This window comes from Streptomyces sp. NPDC005263 (assembly GCF_042872365.1).
GTDB lineage: Bacteria > Actinomycetota > Actinomycetes > Streptomycetales > Streptomycetaceae > Streptomyces.
In genome coordinates this window covers 136452-153969 of record NZ_JBIAKJ010000003.1, presented here as the reverse complement: position 1 = coordinate 153969, position 17518 = coordinate 136452, and the positions used below count along the sequence as shown (strand labels likewise).

Annotated in this window: 16 protein-coding genes; 9 read left to right on the top strand and 7 right to left on the bottom strand. The window is 71.0% G+C overall.

All coding sequences use genetic code 11. The features are described from left to right. The first annotated feature begins 77 nt into the window (after positions 1-77). The 4 genes from ACFYRY_RS14255 (at position 78) to ACFYRY_RS14240 (ending at position 5664) form a co-directional block, all read left to right on the top strand. On the top strand, positions 78-1427 hold the full coding sequence (locus ACFYRY_RS14255) for a sensor histidine kinase (RefSeq protein ID WP_389144145.1): 1350 nt from the start codon (positions 78-80) through the stop codon (positions 1425-1427). 322 nt (positions 1428-1749) lie between these two features. Beyond that, positions 1750-2409, top strand: a complete 660-nt coding sequence (locus tag ACFYRY_RS14250; protein WP_389146205.1) for a response regulator — start codon at positions 1750-1752, stop codon at positions 2407-2409. 251 nt (positions 2410-2660) lie between these two features. Continuing rightward, positions 2661-4589 (top strand): 2-oxoacid:acceptor oxidoreductase subunit alpha, encoded by a 1929-nt coding sequence (locus tag ACFYRY_RS14245; protein WP_389144142.1) that lies wholly within the window; start codon positions 2661-2663, stop codon positions 4587-4589. Then, the gene (locus ACFYRY_RS14240; RefSeq protein ID WP_389144139.1) at positions 4582-5664 is read left to right on the top strand and encodes a 2-oxoacid:ferredoxin oxidoreductase subunit beta; all 1083 of its coding nucleotides are present in this window, start codon (positions 4582-4584) and stop codon (positions 5662-5664) included. The genes ACFYRY_RS14245 and ACFYRY_RS14240 overlap by 8 nt, the downstream gene beginning before the upstream one ends. A gap of 143 nt (positions 5665-5807) precedes the next feature. Here the strand turns inward: ACFYRY_RS14240 and ACFYRY_RS14235 are convergent, their stop codons facing one another. Further along, the gene (locus ACFYRY_RS14235) at positions 5808-6065 is read right to left on the bottom strand and encodes a hypothetical protein (protein ID WP_389144136.1); all 258 of its coding nucleotides are present in this window, start codon (positions 6063-6065) and stop codon (positions 5808-5810) included. A 158-nt stretch (positions 6066-6223) separates the two neighbouring features. Further along, positions 6224-6742: a DUF6082 family protein gene (locus ACFYRY_RS14230; protein ID WP_389146202.1), complete on the bottom strand. Its 519-nt coding sequence runs from the start codon at positions 6740-6742 to the stop codon at positions 6224-6226. Between the two features lie 392 nt (positions 6743-7134). Between ACFYRY_RS14230 and ACFYRY_RS14225 the strand changes: the two genes are divergently transcribed. Both ACFYRY_RS14225 and rarD read left to right on the top strand, forming a co-directional pair. Further along, the gene (locus ACFYRY_RS14225; protein WP_389144133.1) at positions 7135-7989 is read left to right on the top strand and encodes an SDR family oxidoreductase; all 855 of its coding nucleotides are present in this window, start codon (positions 7135-7137) and stop codon (positions 7987-7989) included. Between the two features lie 154 nt (positions 7990-8143). Next, a complete protein-coding gene (gene rarD / locus ACFYRY_RS14220; protein ID WP_389144130.1) occupies positions 8144-9253 on the top strand; it encodes an EamA family transporter RarD in 1110 nt (369 codons plus the stop codon). Between the two features lie 52 nt (positions 9254-9305). On the opposite strand, the gene ACFYRY_RS14215 is transcribed toward rarD, so the two are convergent. Further along, entirely contained in the window at positions 9306-9953 is a 648-nt protein-coding gene (locus ACFYRY_RS14215) for a CGNR zinc finger domain-containing protein (RefSeq protein WP_389144127.1), read from the bottom strand. A 21-nt stretch (positions 9954-9974) separates the two neighbouring features. Here ACFYRY_RS14215 and ACFYRY_RS14210 point away from each other — a divergent pair, with 21 nt between their 5' ends. Both ACFYRY_RS14210 and ACFYRY_RS14205 read left to right on the top strand, forming a co-directional pair. Next, positions 9975-10442 carry a VOC family protein gene (locus tag ACFYRY_RS14210; RefSeq protein WP_389144124.1) on the top strand — a complete coding sequence of 156 codons (468 nt, stop codon included), beginning with the start codon at positions 9975-9977 and terminating at the stop codon, positions 10440-10442. Positions 10443-10556: 114 nt separating this feature from the next. Then, the gene (locus ACFYRY_RS14205) at positions 10557-11504 is read left to right on the top strand and encodes a M28 family metallopeptidase (protein WP_389144121.1); all 948 of its coding nucleotides are present in this window, start codon (positions 10557-10559) and stop codon (positions 11502-11504) included. A 70-nt stretch (positions 11505-11574) separates the two neighbouring features. On the opposite strand, the gene ACFYRY_RS14200 is transcribed toward ACFYRY_RS14205, so the two are convergent. Then, entirely contained in the window at positions 11575-13062 is a 1488-nt protein-coding gene (locus ACFYRY_RS14200) for a tetratricopeptide repeat protein (RefSeq protein WP_389144118.1), read from the bottom strand. A gap of 246 nt (positions 13063-13308) precedes the next feature. On the opposite strand from ACFYRY_RS14200, the gene ACFYRY_RS14195 reads away from it, so the two are divergent. Then, complete coding sequence (locus tag ACFYRY_RS14195; RefSeq protein ID WP_389144115.1) at positions 13309-13848, top strand: DUF6668 family protein; 540 nt, start codon at positions 13309-13311, stop codon at positions 13846-13848. A gap of 32 nt (positions 13849-13880) precedes the next feature. Here the strand turns inward: ACFYRY_RS14195 and ACFYRY_RS14190 are convergent, their stop codons facing one another. The 3 genes from ACFYRY_RS14190 to ACFYRY_RS14180 all read right to left on the bottom strand — a co-directional run bounded on the left by ACFYRY_RS14190 (position 13881) and on the right by ACFYRY_RS14180 (position 17154). Then, on the bottom strand, positions 13881-14810 hold the full coding sequence (locus ACFYRY_RS14190) for an ABC transporter permease (protein ID WP_389146199.1): 930 nt from the start codon (positions 14808-14810) through the stop codon (positions 13881-13883). A 61-nt stretch (positions 14811-14871) separates the two neighbouring features. Then, positions 14872-15858, bottom strand: a complete 987-nt coding sequence (locus ACFYRY_RS14185; protein ID WP_389144113.1) for an ATP-binding cassette domain-containing protein — start codon at positions 15856-15858, stop codon at positions 14872-14874. 54 nt (positions 15859-15912) lie between these two features. Then, entirely contained in the window at positions 15913-17154 is a 1242-nt protein-coding gene (locus ACFYRY_RS14180; RefSeq protein WP_389144110.1) for an outer membrane lipoprotein carrier protein LolA, read from the bottom strand. Between the last annotated feature and the right edge of the window lie 364 nt (positions 17155-17518).

Below are 17518 nucleotides of genomic sequence, written 5' to 3'. Positions count from 1 at the left end.
TCCATGGTCCGCAGGCGCGCGGCACAGCAGAGTGAAGGTACGACGGCACAGCCGCAGACGAGGAGAAGGACGAGGCGATGGCCACGCACTACGGACAGAGCTACGGGCACGACAGCGAGCTCGGGTTCCCCGACGGGGTACGTCGGCGTCGTCTGCCGGCCGGGCTGCGGGCGCCGTTCGAGGCGCGCAGCTGGCGCGAACTGGCGTATGTGCTGCTGGGTCTGCCGATCGGCGTCCTGATGTTCGTGTACGCCGTCACGATGGTGGCGCTCGGTATGGGGCTGCTCGTGACGTTCCTCGGGATTCCGGTGCTGGCGGCGGGGCTGGCCGGCTGCCGGGGGCTCGGGGCGCTGGAGCGGGCCCGCGCGCGGGGGCTGCTCGGACTCGACGTGGCCGACCCGGAGCCGCTGCGGATCAAGAAGCAGGGCGCGCTGGCCTGGATGGGCGCCGTCCTGAAGAGCGGCACCTCGTGGCGGAGCGTGCTGTACACGCTGGTGCACCTGCCGTGGTCGGTGTTCTCCTTCGTCGTCGCGGTGAACTTCTTCACGCTCGGCTGGACGCTGATGACGTACCCGGTGTGGTTCTGGCTCTTCCCGCTGTACGGCGGACAGGGCGGGATCCAGCTGTACGGCGACGAGAGCCACCACGTGTACCTCGACAACCCGTTCGAGATCACCGTGACGGCGCTGGTGGGGCTGTTGGTCACGCTGGCCACGCCCTGGGTCCTGCGGGCGCTGACGATGGTGGACCGGCTGCTGGTGCTCGGGCTGCTCGGGCCGTCGCGGCTGTCGGCGCGGGTGGTGGAGCTGGAGTCGGACCGGGGGGTCGTGGTCGACACGGCGGCCGCGGACCTGCGGCGCATCGAGCGGGACCTGCACGACGGGGCGCAGGCCCGGCTGGTGGCGCTGGCGATGGACCTGGGGCTGGCGAAGGAGAAGCTGGCGGAGGATCCGCGGGAGGCGGCCCGGATGGTGGGGGACGCGCACGGTGAGGTGAAGACGGCGTTGCAGGAGCTGCGGGACCTGGCCCGGGGCATCCATCCGGCCGTACTGACGGACCGGGGTCTGGACGCCGCGCTGTCCTCCGTCGCCTCGCGGTGCACGGTGCCGGTGCAGGTGGAGGTGGACCTGTCGGCGCGGCCGGCCCCGGCGATCGAGGGGATCGCGTACTTCACGGTGTCGGAGCTGCTGCAGAACATCAGCAAGCACGCGCACGCCACGGGGGCGTCGGTGGACGTGTGGCAGGTGGAGAACCGCCTGATGCTCCAGGTCGTCGACGACGGGATCGGCGGCGCGGACACCTCCGCCGGTTCGGGGCTGGCCGGCTTGGCCGAGCGGCTGGACGCGGTGGACGGAATCCTGGTGGTGGACTCGCCGGCCGGTGGCCCGACCCGGATCACCGCCGAACTGCCCTGGCGAACGGTGTAGCCAGGTCGCTCGCTTCGGCACCCCTGATCTGCGGTTTCACCGTGGATCAGGGGGCCGAGCCATGCCGCGGAGATCGAACCCCCAGCCGTGCCCCCCGGCCCGGTCACCGAACCCCCAGCCGGAGCCCCGGGCCCTCAGCCGAACACCGAGCCCTCAGCCGAACCTGCCCCTCCCCAGCCTCAGAGGACGCGCGCCGCGCCCGGTCTGTCCACAGGCCCGGTGAGGACGGTCGGATCGCGGGATACTGACCCCCAAGGGATGGGGACGGGGCCGGTTTCGGCCCGCTGCAGGGGTTGGGGGACCAAGAATCGTGGAGGACAGGGTGCAGGTGGTCATCGCCGAGGATTCGGTGCTGCTGAGGGAGGGCCTGACCCGGCTGTTGACCGACCGTGGACATGACGTGGTGGCCGGGGTCGGGGACGGCGAGGCGTTGATCAAGACCATCACCGAGCTGGAAGCGCAGGGCGAGCTGCCGGACGTCGTGGTGGCGGACGTACGGATGCCGCCGACGCACACCGACGAGGGCGTGCGGGCGGCGGTCCAGCTGCGCAAGGCGCATCCGGGGCTCGGGGTGCTCGTGCTGTCGCAGTACGTGGAGGAGCGCTACGCCACCGAACTGCTGGCCGGCTCAAGTCGCGGCGTCGGCTATCTGCTCAAGGACCGGGTGGCCGAGGTACGTGAGTTCGTGGACGCGGTGGTCCGGGTGGCTCAGGGCGGCACGGCCCTCGACCCGGAGGTCGTCGCCCAGTTGCTGGGCCGTTCCCGCAAGCAGGACGTGCTCGCGGGACTCACCCCGCGAGAGCGCGAGGTGCTGGGCCTGATGGCCGAGGGGCGGACCAACTCCGCGGTCGCGCGGCAACTGGTGGTGAGCGACGGGGCCGTGGAGAAGCACGTCAGCAACATCTTCCTGAAACTCGGGCTGTCCCAGAGCGACGGGGACCACCGGCGGGTGCTGGCGGTCCTCACCTATCTGAACTCCTGACTTTCTGACACCGTGTCAGGTAAGCCGGACCCCTCTCGCGCCGGACGAGAACCGGGGGTCGCGCGGGAGCGTCTTCACAGTGAACGCCGGGGGCGGGTAAATCATGACAAATCGGGGTTCTCCGTCGTCTCAAAAGCGTGTCCATCATGCGAATGACCCAGGGAAGGCGACCCTTACGGTCGTAGGGTTGCTCCTGGGAGGCCAGCGGGACGGCCGCTCCCAGACAGCCGCCTCTAGGGAGGTCCAGTTCAGTGACCAGCCAGGTCAGTAGCCCAGCGGAGCAGGCCGACGGATCCGTCACGGGAGAGCAGCGCACCACGGCGGGCGTGAAAGACGTCCGCCGTCTGGACCGGGTGATCATCCGTTTCGCGGGGGACTCGGGTGACGGCATGCAACTCACCGGCGACCGCTTCACCTCGGAGACGGCGTCCTTCGGCAACGACCTGTCGACGCTGCCGAACTTCCCCGCCGAGATCCGCGCCCCCGCAGGGACGCTGCCCGGTGTCTCGTCCTTCCAGTTGCACTTCGCCGACCACGACATCCTCACGCCGGGCGACGCGCCCAACGTGCTGGTGGCGATGAACCCGGCCGCCCTCAGAGCCAACGTCGGCGACCTGCCGCGCGGCGCGGAGATCATCGTCAACACCGACGAGTTCACGAAACGGGCGATGCAGAAAGTGGGGTACGGCACTTCCCCACTGGAAGACGGTTCCCTCGACGGTTACCACCTCCACCCGGTCCCACTGACCACCCTGACCGTCGAGGCACTCAAGGAATTCGACCTCACCCGCAAAGAGGCCGAGCGCAGCAAGAACATGTTCGCGCTCGGCCTCCTGTCGTGGATGTACCACCGGCCCACCGAGGGCACGGAGAAGTTCCTGACCTCGAAGTTCGCCAAGAAGCCGGAGATCGCGGCCGCCAACATCGCCGCCTTCCGCGCGGGCTGGAACTTCGGCGAGACCACCGAGGACTTCGCGGTCTCCTACGAGATCGCCCCGGCGACCACGGCCTTCCCGGTCGGCACGTACCGGAACATCTCCGGGAACCTGGCGCTGTCGTACGGCCTGGTCGCGGCCTCCCGCCAGGCGGACCTGCCGCTGTTCCTGGGCTCGTACCCGATCACCCCGGCCTCGGACATCCTGCACGAGCTCAGCAAGCACAAGAACTTCGGTGTGCGCACCTTCCAGGCCGAGGACGAGATCGCGGGCATCGGCGCGGCACTGGGCGCGGCCTTCGGCGGCTCGCTGGCGGTGACCACGACCAGCGGGCCCGGAGTCGCGCTCAAGAGCGAGACCATCGGCCTCGCGGTCTCCCTCGAACTGCCGCTGCTGGTGATCGACATCCAGCGCGGCGGCCCGTCGACCGGTCTGCCCACCAAGACCGAGCAGGCGGACCTGTTGCAGGCGATGTACGGGCGCAACGGCGAGGCCCCGGTCCCGGTGATCGCCCCGCGCACCCCGGCCGACTGCTTCGACGCGGCCGTGGAGGCGGCGCGCATCGCGTTGACGTACCGCACGCCGGTGATGCTGCTGTCCGACGGCTACCTGGCCAACGGCTCCGAGCCCTGGCGCATCCCGGAACTGGACGAACTGCCGGACCTGCGGGTGCAGTTCGCGCAGGGGCCGAACCACACCCTGGACGACGGCACCGAGACGTTCTGGCCGTACAAGCGCGACCCGCAGACCCTCGCCCGGCCGTGGGCGATCCCGGGCACGCCGGGCCTGGAGCACCGCATCGGCGGCATCGAGAAGCAGGACGGCACGGGCAACATCTCCTACGACCCCGCGAACCACGAGTTCATGGTCCGCACCCGCCAGGCCAAGATCGACGGCATCGACGTACCGGACGTCGAGGTCGACGATCCGCACGGGGCGCGGACCCTGGTACTGGGCTGGGGCTCGACGTACGGGCCGATCACGGCGGCGGTACGGCGGCTGCGGACGGCCGGCGAGTCGATCGCGCAGGCCCATCTGCGTCACCTCAACCCGTTCCCGCGGAATCTGGGCGAGGTGCTGAAGGCGTACGACACGGTGGTGATCCCCGAGATGAACCTCGGTCAGCTCGCCACGCTGGTGCGGGCGAAGTACCTGGTCGACGCCCGCTCGTACAACCAGGTCAACGGTATGCCGTTCAAGGCGGAGCAGCTCGCCGCGGCACTCAAGGAGGCCATCGATGGCTGAGACGTCCACGGAAGGCACGGGCACGGTCGAGGCGCTTTCGCTCGTTCCCAAGGCCGAGGCCCGGCAGTCCATGAAGGACTTCAAGTCCGACCAGGAAGTGCGCTGGTGCCCCGGCTGCGGTGACTACGCGATCCTCGCCGCGGTGCAGGGCTTCATGCCCGAGCTGGGTCTGGCCAAGGAGAACATCGTCTTCGTCTCGGGCATCGGCTGTTCCTCCCGCTTCCCGTACTACATGAACACCTACGGCATGCACTCCATCCACGGCCGCGCGCCCGCGATCGCGACGGGGCTCGCGTCCAGCAGGCGGGACCTGTCCGTGTGGGTGGTCACCGGTGACGGTGACGCGCTGTCCATCGGCGGCAACCACCTGATCCACGCCCTGCGGCGGAACGTGAACCTGAAGATCCTCCTCTTCAACAACCGGATCTACGGGCTCACGAAGGGCCAGTACTCCCCCACCTCCGAGGTCGGCAAGATCACCAAGTCGACGCCGATGGGGTCGCTGGACGCCCCCTTCAACCCGGTGTCCCTCGCTCTCGGCGCGGAGGCGTCGTTCGTGGCGCGGACCATCGACTCGGACCGCAAGCACCTGACGGGGGTGCTGCGGGAGGCGGCCGCCCATCAGGGCACCGCGCTGATCGAGATCTACCAGAACTGCAACATCTTCAACGACGGCGCCTTCGAGGCGCTGAAGGACAACCAGTCGGCCGAGGAGGCGGTGATCCGGCTGGAGCACGGCCGGCCGATCCGCTTCGGCGGTGCGGGAGGTTCGCGCGGCGTGGTCCGGGACCCGGCGACCGGTGACCTGAGGGTCGTGGACGTCACCCCGGACAACGAGTCGGACATCCTGGTCCACGACGCCCACGCCGCCTCCCCCACCACGGCCTTCGCCCTGTCCCGCCTGGCGGACCCGGACACCCTGCACCACACCCCGATCGGGGTGCTGCGGTCCGTGGAACGGCCCGTCTACGACACGCAGATGGCGGATCAGCTGGACACGGCGATCGAGCAGAAGGGCAAGGGGGACCTGGGGGCGTTGCTGGCGGGCGGGGACACCTGGACCGTGGTCGGCTGACCGGGGGCCGTACGTCACAGGAGGGTCCGGCGCGTGGAGCGGCCGGACCCTCTCTGACGTAGGCGCGTGTCCCACATCCCGCTTGCTCGGTTCGCCGTTTCGCGACCGATGGCAAAGGGGGCGCACGGATGCACGCGCTGTCATCACATGTCGGGGATGTCCCTCTTGGCGCGGATCAGGGTCTCGCGGCTGATGACCACGATCCGTTCGTAGTCGGCGCGAGCCGCGTCGGCGGGTAGCTGGGGATCCAGCACGGCCGTGGCCTCGGTGCCGATGACGGCGAAGTTGCCGTCACTCAGCTCGAAGAGGTCCGGGCAGGTCTCCGAGGTCTGGCTGCCCCTCAACCTGGGCGGGTCCCCGATGCGACGGACGACACTGGGGACAGGGAATTCGCGGGGCACTCGGAGCCTCTTTACCACCCGGTGACAGTCCGGTCACGCTATCAAGATCCTCTATGGTCAACCCCGCCTTCGACACTCTTGGCGGGGAAGAATTCCCTTCGTTCGCTCGGCGGCGGCTCCTCGCGATTGACGCCCTCGGCGGCAGCGGGACCCGCCCGTCAGGCGGGCGGTTCGGCGGTGGCCGACGGCCCCACGATCCACCATTCCTCGGGGTCCTCCGCGAGTTCCTCCATCATGATGTCGACCGCCGCGCCGACCTGCGCCTCGATGGAGTCCGCGGGGATGCTTCGCCGGTGCTCGGCCGTCCGGTCCCAGTACTCCGCGAAGACGGCGTTGCGACACAGAACGCGCAGATGGCCGAGGAGCTCGTCCCAGCCGCAGGCCCCGACGCGATGGGCCAGCAGCAGGGATCCGTACTGCCGGTTAGCGAAGAGCAGTTGGCGTCGCTTGCCCTCGGTCAGGCCGGTCAGGGTGCTCGACGCGTCCGCCAGGGAGGGGTCGTCGATGGTCCGGTTCATCTGGTCCACCGTGAGCCGGTACTGCTGGATCAGGTTCGCCCGGTGGATCTCCTCGGTCATCACTTCGAGCTGCCGCAGCAACGCCACCAGAACGTCCTGCTGGCGCCTTCGGCGGGTACCCCAGGCGAGAGATGACCGTAAGAAGCCCAGCCCCGCCACTACCGCAGAACCGATACTGCGCGCGGCCAGATTCCGTGTGGCCATGTCAAGGCATCCCCCTGGATCCGGTGACCGTGCGCCGAAGGGTGGCTCGCAAGCCGGTCGCACAGTGGGCGTAGAACTCCGCATCCCAGCATGCCCGGGGACCCCGGTCGGCACGGGAGGCGGAGAGGGGGCGCATGGAGGGACGTGGGGCTTGGGCCGCCGGCGCCCTGACCTACGTGTGCCCCCGCGGGCGCCACCAGCGGAGTGGGCGGTGCCCCGCGCGGGCCCACCGACAGGGTGGGCGAGTACTTACTCCCAGGGGGGTACTTACTTCAAAGTGGGTACTTTCAAAGAGTTAGCGCACCACCTAGGGTTAGCGGTAACGCACCCCACAAGGAGTTTCCATCATGAGCATCGTCGTCACCGGAGCCACCGGCCACCTGGGTCGCCACGTCGTGGAACAGCTGCTGGAGAAGGTTCCGGCCGACCAGATCACCGCGGTCGTCCGCAACGCGGAGAAGGCCGCCGACTTCGCGGCCCGCGGCGTGAAGATCGCGCTCGCCGACTACAACAACCCCGCCTCCCTGGACGGGCTGTTCGCGTCCGGCGACAAGGTGCTGCTCGTCTCGGGCAACGAGTTCGACAAGGGCCGTGTCCAGCAGCACCAGGGCGTCATAGCCGCCGCGAAGGCGGCCGGTGTGGCGCTGCTCGCGTACACCAGCGCCCCGGGCAGCCTGACCGCCGCACTCGCCGACGACCACCGCGGCACCGAGGAGGCGCTGCTCGCCTCCGGCGTGCCCTACGTGCTGCTGCGCAACGGCTGGTACCACGAGAACTACACCGAGAACCTCGCCCCGGTGCTGGAGCACAACGCGGTCGTGGCCGCCGCGGGCGAGGGCCGGGTCTCCTCCGCCGCGCGCGCCGACTACGCGGCCGCCGCGGTCGCCGTACTGACCGGCGAGGGGCACGAGAACAAGACCTACGAGCTGGGCGGCGACGAGGCGTGGAGCTTCGCCGAGTACGCGGCCGAGCTGAGCCGGCAGACCGGCAAGGAGATCGCCTACAGCCCCGTCTCCGTCGAGGCGTTCACCGGGATCCTGACCGGTGCCGGGCTGCCCGAGCCGTTCGCCGCGATCCTCGCCGGCGTGGACGCGTCCATCGAGAAGGGCGAGCTGGTCGTGTCCACCGGCGACCTGTCCCGCCTGGCCGGCCGTCCGACCACGCCTCTCTCCGAGGCGATCGCGACCGCGCTCAAGGGCTGACCCGGGCGGACCGGCGTCCGGAGGCCGAACTCCCCCTCGGGCCTTCGGGCGCCCCACCCCCGGCTGTCATGACCGTATGCCGATACGGACATGACAGCCGGGGGTGCTCGGCGTTACCTTCGTGCAGCCGAGCAGAGCGCGAGAGGGAGGGCCCGTGGCCGGGACGTCGAGGAGTGAAGGCCGGATAGGTCTGCTGAACGGCTTCGCGGCGTACGGGATGTGGGGGCTCGTGCCGCTCTTCTGGCCCCTGCTGAAGCCCGCCGGAGCGGTCGAGATCCTCGCCCACCGGATGGTGTGGTCCCTGGCCTTCGTCGCCGTCGCGCTGGTCGCCGTGCGGCGCTGGGCGTGGGCCGGTGAGCTGCTGCGGCAGCCGCGCAGGCTGGGGCTGGTCGCGGTGGCCGCGGCCGTCATCACCGTGAACTGGGGCGTCTACATCTGGGCCGTGAACTCGGGTCACGTGGTCGAGGCCTCGCTCGGGTACTTCATCAACCCCCTCGTCACCATCGCGATGGGCGTCCTGATCCTGAAGGAACGACTGCGGCCCGTGCAGTGGGCGGCGGTCGGCATCGGTTTCGCGGCCGTCCTCGTGCTCGCCGTCGGGTACGGGCAGCCGCCGTGGATCTCCCTGACCCTCGCCTTCTCCTTCGCCACGTACGGCCTGGTGAAGAAGAAGGTCAATCTGGGGGGCGTGGAATCGCTGGCCGCCGAGACCGCGATCCAGTTCCTGCCCGCGCTCGCCTACCTGCTGTGGCTCGGCGCGCGCGGTGATGCCACGTTCACCTCCGAGGGCGTGGGGCACTCGGCCCTGCTCGCCTCGACCGGCATCGTCACCGCGATCCCCCTCGTCTGCTTCGGCGCCGCCGCGATCCGCGTCCCGCTGTCCACGCTGGGGCTGCTGCAGTACCTCGCGCCGGCCTTCCAGTTCCTGCTCGGCATCCTCTACTTCCACGAGGCGATGCCGCCCGAGCGCTGGGCCGGGTTCGCGCTGGTCTGGCTGGCGCTGACGCTGCTCACCTGGGACGCCCTGCGCACCGCCCGCCGCGCCGCCCGCACGCTCAGGGCCGGGACCAAGCCGTCGGCCGCGGAGCGGTCCAGCGCGGAACCGCCGGAGTCCAAGGCGCTGGACTCCAAGGTGCGGGACTCCAAGGTGCGGGACTCGGACTCGAAGGCGCTCGATCCGGAGCCGCTGAATCCGGAGCCGGTCCAGGGACATGCGCGGACGCTGGATCCGGAGCCGCTGGGCCCCTCCGCCGCCAAGCCGTAGTCGGCGCTCCCGCCACCCACCCGACACAGCGCCCGCGAGGCGCTCGCTGAGATCAGCTCTCCTCGGTGGGCCGACGCGATCTGAACGCCCGCGCCTTCGCCCGGTTCCCGCAGTGCTCCATCGCGCACCAGCGGCGGCGGCCCGGGCGGGAGGTGTCGACGAACAGCAGAGAGCAGTGGTCCGAGCCGCATTCGCGGACGCGGTCGGCGTACGGGCCGGTGAAGAGGTCGATCGCGTCCCGGGCGACGGTCGACAGGAGCTGGGTGCCCGTGGCGCCCGGGGCCCAGGCGTGGGTGCCGTCCGGGGCCATCCGGGGAACCAGCGGGGGCTCTACGGCGGCCGCGTTGACGGCATCGAGGTGGGACGGCTGCAGCGGACGGCCGTGGGCGCGGTCCGCGGCGAGCCGGAAGAGGGTGTCGCGAAGCTCGCGCGCCCCCAGCAACTCCCCTTCGGTGACGGCGAGTTCAAGCCCGTTCGGCAACCGGCTCCGGCCCGCCCAGGTCACCAGGTCGGCCGGTGTGTGCAGGACCTCGAACCGTGCGAACTCACCCGGTCCGCCCGTCGCCACCAGCTCCAGACACAGGGCGCCCGGGTCGAAGCGGAAGGTCTTGCCGCCGTACGAGACCAGGGTCAGGCCCGGGAGATCGACGGGGGCAGCCGGACGCCCCCGTCCGGGCGATTCCATCGCACGCTCGCCCATATAACCAGTATAACTGGTTATATGACTCAGACCACTCCCAGCCCGGTGCACTGGAAGCTCGTCATCGACGCCGGCGATCCGCACGCGCAGGCCGACTTCTGGGCCGCGGCGCTCGGTTACCAGGTCGAGGACAACAGCGCGCTCATCGAGAAGCTGCTGGACCTGAAGGCCGCGCCTGCCGAACTGACCGTCGAGTCGCACGGCCGCCGCGCCTGGCGGGACCTGATCGCCGCACGGCATCCCGAGGACCCGTACGACAAGGAGAGCGGGACCGGGCTGGGGCGGCGGCTGCTGTTCCAGCGAGTGCCGGAGGCGAAGACGGTCAAGAACCGGCTCCATCTCGACCTGCACCCCGGCGAGGGGCGGCGCGCGGGTGAGGTGGAGCGGCTGACGGGGCTCGGGGCGAGCGTACTGCGGGAGGTGAGGGAGCCGGGGGGCGAGTGGGTGGTGATGGCGGATCCCGAAGGGAACGAGTTCTGCGTGCACTGAGCGAGATGGTTCAGCTGTACGAACAGTGCTGACCTGATCGTGCTCTTGACGGAACTTCAGACTCAGCTTCACCATCGGTCACTCATTCCCTCAGGAATTCGGAGCCCCCCACCCATGAAGCTCTCGGTTCCCGGGCGCGCCACGGCCACCGCCGTCGTCGCCGCCTCGCTCCTGACCGGCGGGTCACTCGCCGGTGCGGTACCCGCGGCCGGCACGACGGCGGCCGCCGCGCCCGACATATCCGTGGCCAACGTCAAGGCACATCTCGCGCAGTTACAGTCCATCGCCACCGCCAACGGCGGCAACCGTGCGCACGGCCGCGCCGGCTACAAGGCCTCCCTCGACTATGTGAAGGCCAAGCTGGACGCCGCCGGGTTCACCACGACGGTCCAGCAGTTCACGTCCTCCGGCCGCGTCGGCTACAACCTGATCGCCGACTGGCCCGGCGGGGACACCAACCAGGTCGTCATGGCGGGCTCGCACCTGGACAGCGTCACGGCCGGCGCCGGCATCAACGACAACGGGTCCGGATCGGCGGCGATCCTGGAGACCGCGCTCGCCGTGTCCCGGGCGAACTTCCAGCCCACCAAACACCTGCGGTTCGCCTGGTGGGGCGCGGAGGAACTGGGGATGGTGGGCTCCCGGTACTACGTCAACAACCTCTCCACCGCGAACCGTTCACGGATCAGCGGGTACCTGAACTTCGACATGATCGGCTCGCCGAATCCCGGCTATTTCGTCTACGACGACGACCCGGCCATCGAGAAGACGTTCAAGACGTACTTCACCGGGCTCGGGGTGCCGACGGAGATCGAGACCGAGGGCGACGGCCGCTCCGACCACGCGCCCTTCAAGAACGCGGGCGTGCCAGTGGGCGGGCTGTTCAGCGGCGCCGACTACGTCAAGACGGCGGCGCAGGCGGCCAAGTGGGGCGGGACCTCGGGGCTGGCGTTCGACCGCTGCTACCACTCGTCGTGCGACACGACGGCCAACATCAACGACACGGCGCTGGACCGCAACAGCGACGCGATCGCATACGCGGTGTGGCAGTTGTCCTCGTAAGGGTGCCTTCGAGCTGGTGCCGTGCCTGCCACGGCACCAGCTCGCCCGCCCAGCGGCCCCGGCGTGACGGTCAGCCGCTGTCCCCGGCACGGTCGGTGAGCCGCCCCATGCGGGCGTGCGCCTTCTCCAACTGCTCGGCGTCGTCGGCGGCGGGGCCCTCCTCGGAGGCGAGCTCGGTCCACAGGGCGATCAGGGCGTGGCCCAGGTCCAGTCCCTCACGCGGGTCGCGTACGGCACGCCAGGCGGTGAAGGCGCTCTGCACATTGCCGTACGCGGCCTCCGCGTCCTGTGCGCGGTGGTGGACGTGCGCCAGGTCCAGGGAGAGACGGAACGCCCGGACCGGATCGTCGGCCAAGTAGGCGATGTAGGCGGTCAGTTCACGCAGCCTCAGCACCTCGGGATGCTCGGGCCCCAACGTCTGAGAGGCCTGCGCCACGGTCCGCTCCGCCAGCTGTGCCGCGGCGTCCGTGCGCCCCGCCTTCACCTCCTCGTTGATCCGCCCCATCGGCTCGGCGAGCAGGGCGGGCGCGGCATCGTCGCCGGGCGCGGTGAGGGGGCCGTCCCCGAGAACAGCCTCGGCGACGGCGTCGAAGCCGCGGGGCGGGGTGGGTTTGGGGGCGGGGTCGAGGCCGAGGTCGTCGGTGGGCTCGGGGGCGAGGAGGGGTGCGCGGGAGGGCGTGGGCGTGGGTGCGGAGACGGGGGTTGGCGTGGGGCCGTGCTCCGGTGCGGGCGCGGGGGGTGTGGGGGATGCGTCCATCACGGGCGGCGGGCCGAACACGCCTGTCGGGGCGGTGACCGTACCGGGGGTGGAGGTCTGCGCCTGCGGCCGCGGGAGCGCGCGCAGCGTGAACGTCGGTTCGGCCTCGTCGTCGGGCGTCGTCCCGTCCGGCACGGCGTCGACCGAGAGGGCCCGCATCCGGAACGTGGGCGCCTCGTCCCGCTCGGGCTCTGGCACCTCCGGCGGCAGATCCGTGGGGCTGTCGTACTGCGCCCACTGGGGCTGTACGGGGACCACGGGCGGGGCGGGCGGTAGCGGTGGGGCGGGCATGTCGGGCGCCGGCTCGGGCCAGTCGGTGTCCATCGTCGCGGGCGCCTCCGGCCAGACGGGTGACCGCAGAGGTGCCGACCCGGATGCCGCCGGCTCCGCTGGTCCCTCCGCCCTCTCCGTCCCCTCCCGCTCGGCCCGTTCGTCCCGCTCGCCCGCCGCTCCCATCCGCACCGGCTCCGAACTGAAGCCGCTCGAACCGTCAGGGGCGACCCGGAGGGGCACGACGTAGCCGATGCGGGTGTCGTGGATGGTGGCCAGGACGGTGTGACCGGTGGCGCGGGCGATGCGGTGAAGGTGGTTCAGGACGGTCTGCTGGATCTCCTCGCCGGGAGCCGCGACAACCCCGACACCGCCGACGGAGGCGCAGCCCGGACCCGCGTCGCCGGGAACGCGGACGTCGATCGGCACCGCCGAGGCGGCAGGACGCCCGGCCCGCTGGGGAGCCCCCTGGTGATCCCGCTGGTGATCCCGCTGTTGATCCCGCTTCTTGTCACGGCTGAATCGAGACATCGGTTCCCTCACTCGGATGCGTCGGAGAGTCGCCGGACAGCACCTTCGAATTCCATGGTGCTCCCTCCCGCCGTCGGACTCCGTCCCCAGCGTCAAGATCCGGTCGTACACGTACTGTCGAGTGTCTCCGCTCGCCCGCGATTCTCACGTCACTGTGGCGTCACAGCCTCGTTCCAGGAACTCACTCCTCGTCAGGGTCCTTCCCGGATGCGGTGACCGCCGTCGGGTAGGAAGGGGTGACCAGGAATGATCACGCAGATGGGGACAGGCATGCGGACGGACACACCACTCGGGCCGGAGATCTGGATCCGCGGGCCCGTGCCCGCGCCGGAGCCGGTTCCGCCGGAGCCCGTCCACACCCCCGCGACCGCCCGGCGCCGCCCCTTCGTCTCCTTCGTCGGCGCTCACGGCGGCGCCGGCACCTCCACCCTCGCGACCGTCTACGGCGGTCACGACTGCGGACGCGACTGGCCCGGGCCCGCTGCCCCGAGGTCCGTGCTGCTCGTCGCCCGCACTCATGCGGCCGGCCTGCGCTCCGCGCTGCACACCCTGGAGGTCTTCCGGCACGGCGGGGCGCCTCCCGGCCTCGATCTCGCCGCGGTCGTGCTGGTCGCGGACGCGCCCGGACGACTGCCGCGTCCGCTCGCCCAGCGGATCAAGGTGATCGAGTCGGCGATCGACGTGTACCGCGTGCCCTGGATGCCCGCCTGGCGGCTGGACGACCTGACCGGTCCCGCGCCCCGCGAGCCGGCCGCGCTGGCCCGGCTCGCCGCCGGTACCGCGTGACCACGCCCGACGAGGAGGGCTGAGGGACAGACCTAGGACGTCACGTCCTTCGCCGTGAAGCGGGCCCAGGCCGCCGAGCCGAACACCGCCGCGTACAGGGCCTGGATGCCGAGGTTCTTCACCAGGTCGTCCCAGTACACCGGGTCGCGCATGAGGTCGGCGAAGGACAGCCAGTAGTGGGAGAAGAAGTACGGCTGGATCGTGTGGAGTTGGGGGATCTGGTCGAGGATCTGGATGGTGATCAGCAGGCCCACGGTGGTCGCCATCGCCGCGATGCCGCTGCCTGTCAGGGTGGACACGAACAGGCCCAGGGCCGCCACGCCGATCAGTGACGCCGCCACCACCAGGGCGATCAGCAGGGCCCTGCCGAGGCCGTCGGCGAAGCTGATCCGGGTGCCGGAAATCGTGACCAGGTCGCCGAGCGGGAACAGCAGCGCGCCGACGGTCAGCGCCGAGACCGCGACCACCAAGGTGGCGACCAGGCAGAAGACCATCACCGTCGCGTACTTGGTGAGCAGGAGACGACTGCGGCCGGCCGGGGCGACCAGGAGGTAGCGCAGAGTTCCCGCGTTGGCCTCGCCGGCGATCGCGTCGCCCGCGATGACGCCGATCGCCATCGGCAGGAAGAACGGGAGTGTCGCGGCGAGCGCGGTGAAGACCAGGAACAGACCGTTGTTGGTGATCTGCGAGATGAACGCCGGTCCTCCGCCGCCGCCGGGGCCGGAGGACGAGCCGTCGCTGGTCTCCAGCTTCACGGCGATCCCGACCAGGATCGGCACGGCCGCCAGCACACCGAGCAGCGCGAGCGTGCGCCAGCGCCGGAAGGTGGTCAGCAGTTCGTTGCGCAGGAGACCCAGGGTCCACAGCGCACGGGGAGCGCGTACCGCCGGGGTCGGCGCGGTGCCGAACGGTTCGAGCCCCGTCCCTTGGGGCTTCGTCCCTTCGAGCCCTGCCCGTTCCATCCCCGACCTCTCGCCCTCGGCCCGCTCCGCCCCAGTCCGCACGGTCACGGCCCGCTCCCCCTCAGCCCGCGACATCGAAGCCCTCCCCCGTCAGTGCCACGAACACGTCCTCCAGGGAGGCCCGTTGGAGCCCGAAGCCGCGGACGCGGACGCCCGCCGCCACCAGCGCCGCGTTCACGTCGGCGAGATCGCCGTCCGGTGGCTCGGCGGTCACCCGGTCGTCCGTGACGATCACGTCCGAGGCCCCCTGCTCCTTCAGTACCCGTGCCGCGTCCGCCGCGTCCGGGGTCGTCACGGCCAGCCGGCCACGGGTGCCCGCCGCCAGGTCCGCCACCGGGCCCTGGACGATCAGTCGGCCCTGCGCCATCACGGCCGCGTGGGTGCAGACCTGCTCGATCTCGTCGAGCAGGTGGGAGGAGAGGAAGACGGTCGTGCCGTCGGAGGCCAGCTCCCGGATCAGGGAGCGGATCTCACGCATGCCCTGCGGGTCGAGGCCGTTGGTCGGCTCGTCGAGAACGAGCAGCTTGCGCGGCTGGAGCAGGGCGGCGGCGAGACCGAGGCGCTGTTTCATGCCCAGCGAGTACGCCTTCGCCTTCTTGCCGGCGGCGGCCGCCAGCCCCACCCGGTCCAGTGCCGCCGCGACGCGGTCGGCCCGGGTGCGCGGATCGGCGGTCGGGTCGGCGGCGTCGTACCGGGTCAGGTTCTGGCGGCCGGAGAGGAAGCCGTAGAGAGCCGGGCCCTCGATGAGGGCGCCGACGTGCGGGAGCACGGCGCGCGAGGAGCGCGGCATGGGGTGGCCCAGGACCCGGGCCGCACCTGAGGTGGGCTCGATGAGGCCCATCAGCATGCGGATGGTGGTGGTCTTGCCGGAGCCGTTCGGGCCGAGGAAGCCGAAGACGCTGCCCGCCGGGACGGTCAGGTCGAGACCGTCGACGGCGAGTTGTCCGCCGCGGTAGCGCTTGGTGAGCGCGCGGGTGTGGATGACAGTGCCCTCCACACCCTGGGGATCCGGCTCCGACTCCGGTTCCGTGGCGGACGTTTCGCCCATCGGCTCCCTCGATTCGTCGTGCGCGTACGCTACCCGCCGCGTGCGCCTACGGGTTTACCGCCCCGCGTCGGCCGCCTTCACCAGGGCGGCCTTGTCGACCGCGCCGACGTAGACCTTGCCGTCGTCGGTCATCAGGGCGTTGACCAGGCGGGTCGAGAAGACCGTGCCCGAGCCGAACTTGCCGGTGACCTTGTCGCCGAGCGAGCCGAGGAAGCCACCGAGGTCGCCGCCGGCCGCGGAGCCGCTGGGCATGCCCTGGCCGCCGGTGTCGAGGACCGCGACGGAGTTCCAGCCCTGGCCGATGACCTTGAGGCCGTCGAGCCCCTTGCCGAGGTCCTCCTCGGGCCTGGCGCCCGCCGGACCGTGCGCGCCCTTCTCGGGGATCTCGCCCTTCTCGGCCTTCGGGCCCTTCTCGCCCTCGGTGACCTTCGCGCCCTTGGGCGGGGTGAAGGCGAAGGTGGAGGCAGCCGGCTCGGCGAAGGCGACCTGGGTGAAGCCCGCGTCCACGACGGCGGCGCCGCCGCTCGACGGGGTCAGCGTGAACTTCAGCGGCAGCCCGGTCTTCGAGTCCACGGCCACGGTGATCTGGCCGACGGTGGAGCCGGAGTCCTTGGGCTTGATGACGAGGCGGTAGGCGTCGCGGCCCGCGACCTGCGCGGTGCCGTCGACGGTCACGGAGGTGGTGTCGTCGACCGCCTTGAGGGCCTCCTCGGTGAGGTCCTTGGGCGTGGCCGGGACGTCCCGCTCCTTGTCGGCGGCCGCCTTGCCGGACGTCGTGGCGTGGTAGACCTCGTTGGACTTGCTGTCGTAGCCCCAGACGTCCTTGCCGTTGTGGATCACGCTGTACTCGGAGCCGCTCTCCAGCAGGGACAGCTTCTGCCGGTCCGGGCCGTCGGCCGCGACGCGCATGGTGTGGGTGCCGGTCGCGAGCTCGGTCAGCTTGGCGGACGGGTCGGCGGAGGAGCCGTCGCCCTTGCCCGACTCCATGGCGCCGGAGGCCAGGCTGCTCTCCAGGCCGCCGAGGTCGGGCAGTCCGAGGTCCGTGCTGATCTTCACCGTGCCGGACAGCTGCTGCACGTCCGACGCGGCGATCTTCTCGATGAGTTTCTGTGCGCTGATCTTCGGCAGGTCGGGATCGCCGGAGTCGGCGAGTGCGGGGACGAGACCGATGGTCGCCGCCGCCACCCCCACCACCGCGACCGGGACGGCGTACCGCGCGGCCTTGTGCCGCCTCGGGTACCTGTCGTCGACCTCCGCCGCGGCAGTCGTGCTGTCGTCGGACTCATACGGTGCCATGTGTGCCTTACCTCCGTCGTCGGCGGCGGCTGTGCGACTCCCCTGCGTCCACCCCGTAGCCGCCATTCTCACCCGAATCGGTGAGGATTGGTGTTTTCCCCTGGTGTCCATCTGACCAAATGGGCCGGGAAGATGCGTCAACCCGCGGGCTCAACTCCACGTACACCTCCGGTATGACACGCGAAGGCGGCGGGGGGCCCCGGCCCCCCGGGGGGGGGGGGGGGGGCCCCCCCCGGGGGGGGGGGGGGGCCCGGGGGGGGGCCCCCCCCCCCCCGGGGGCCCCCCCCCCCCCCCCGCGGCGCCCCCCCCCACCCCCCCCCCCCCGCGCCCGCGCGCCCCCCCCCCCCCCCCCCCCCCCCCCCGC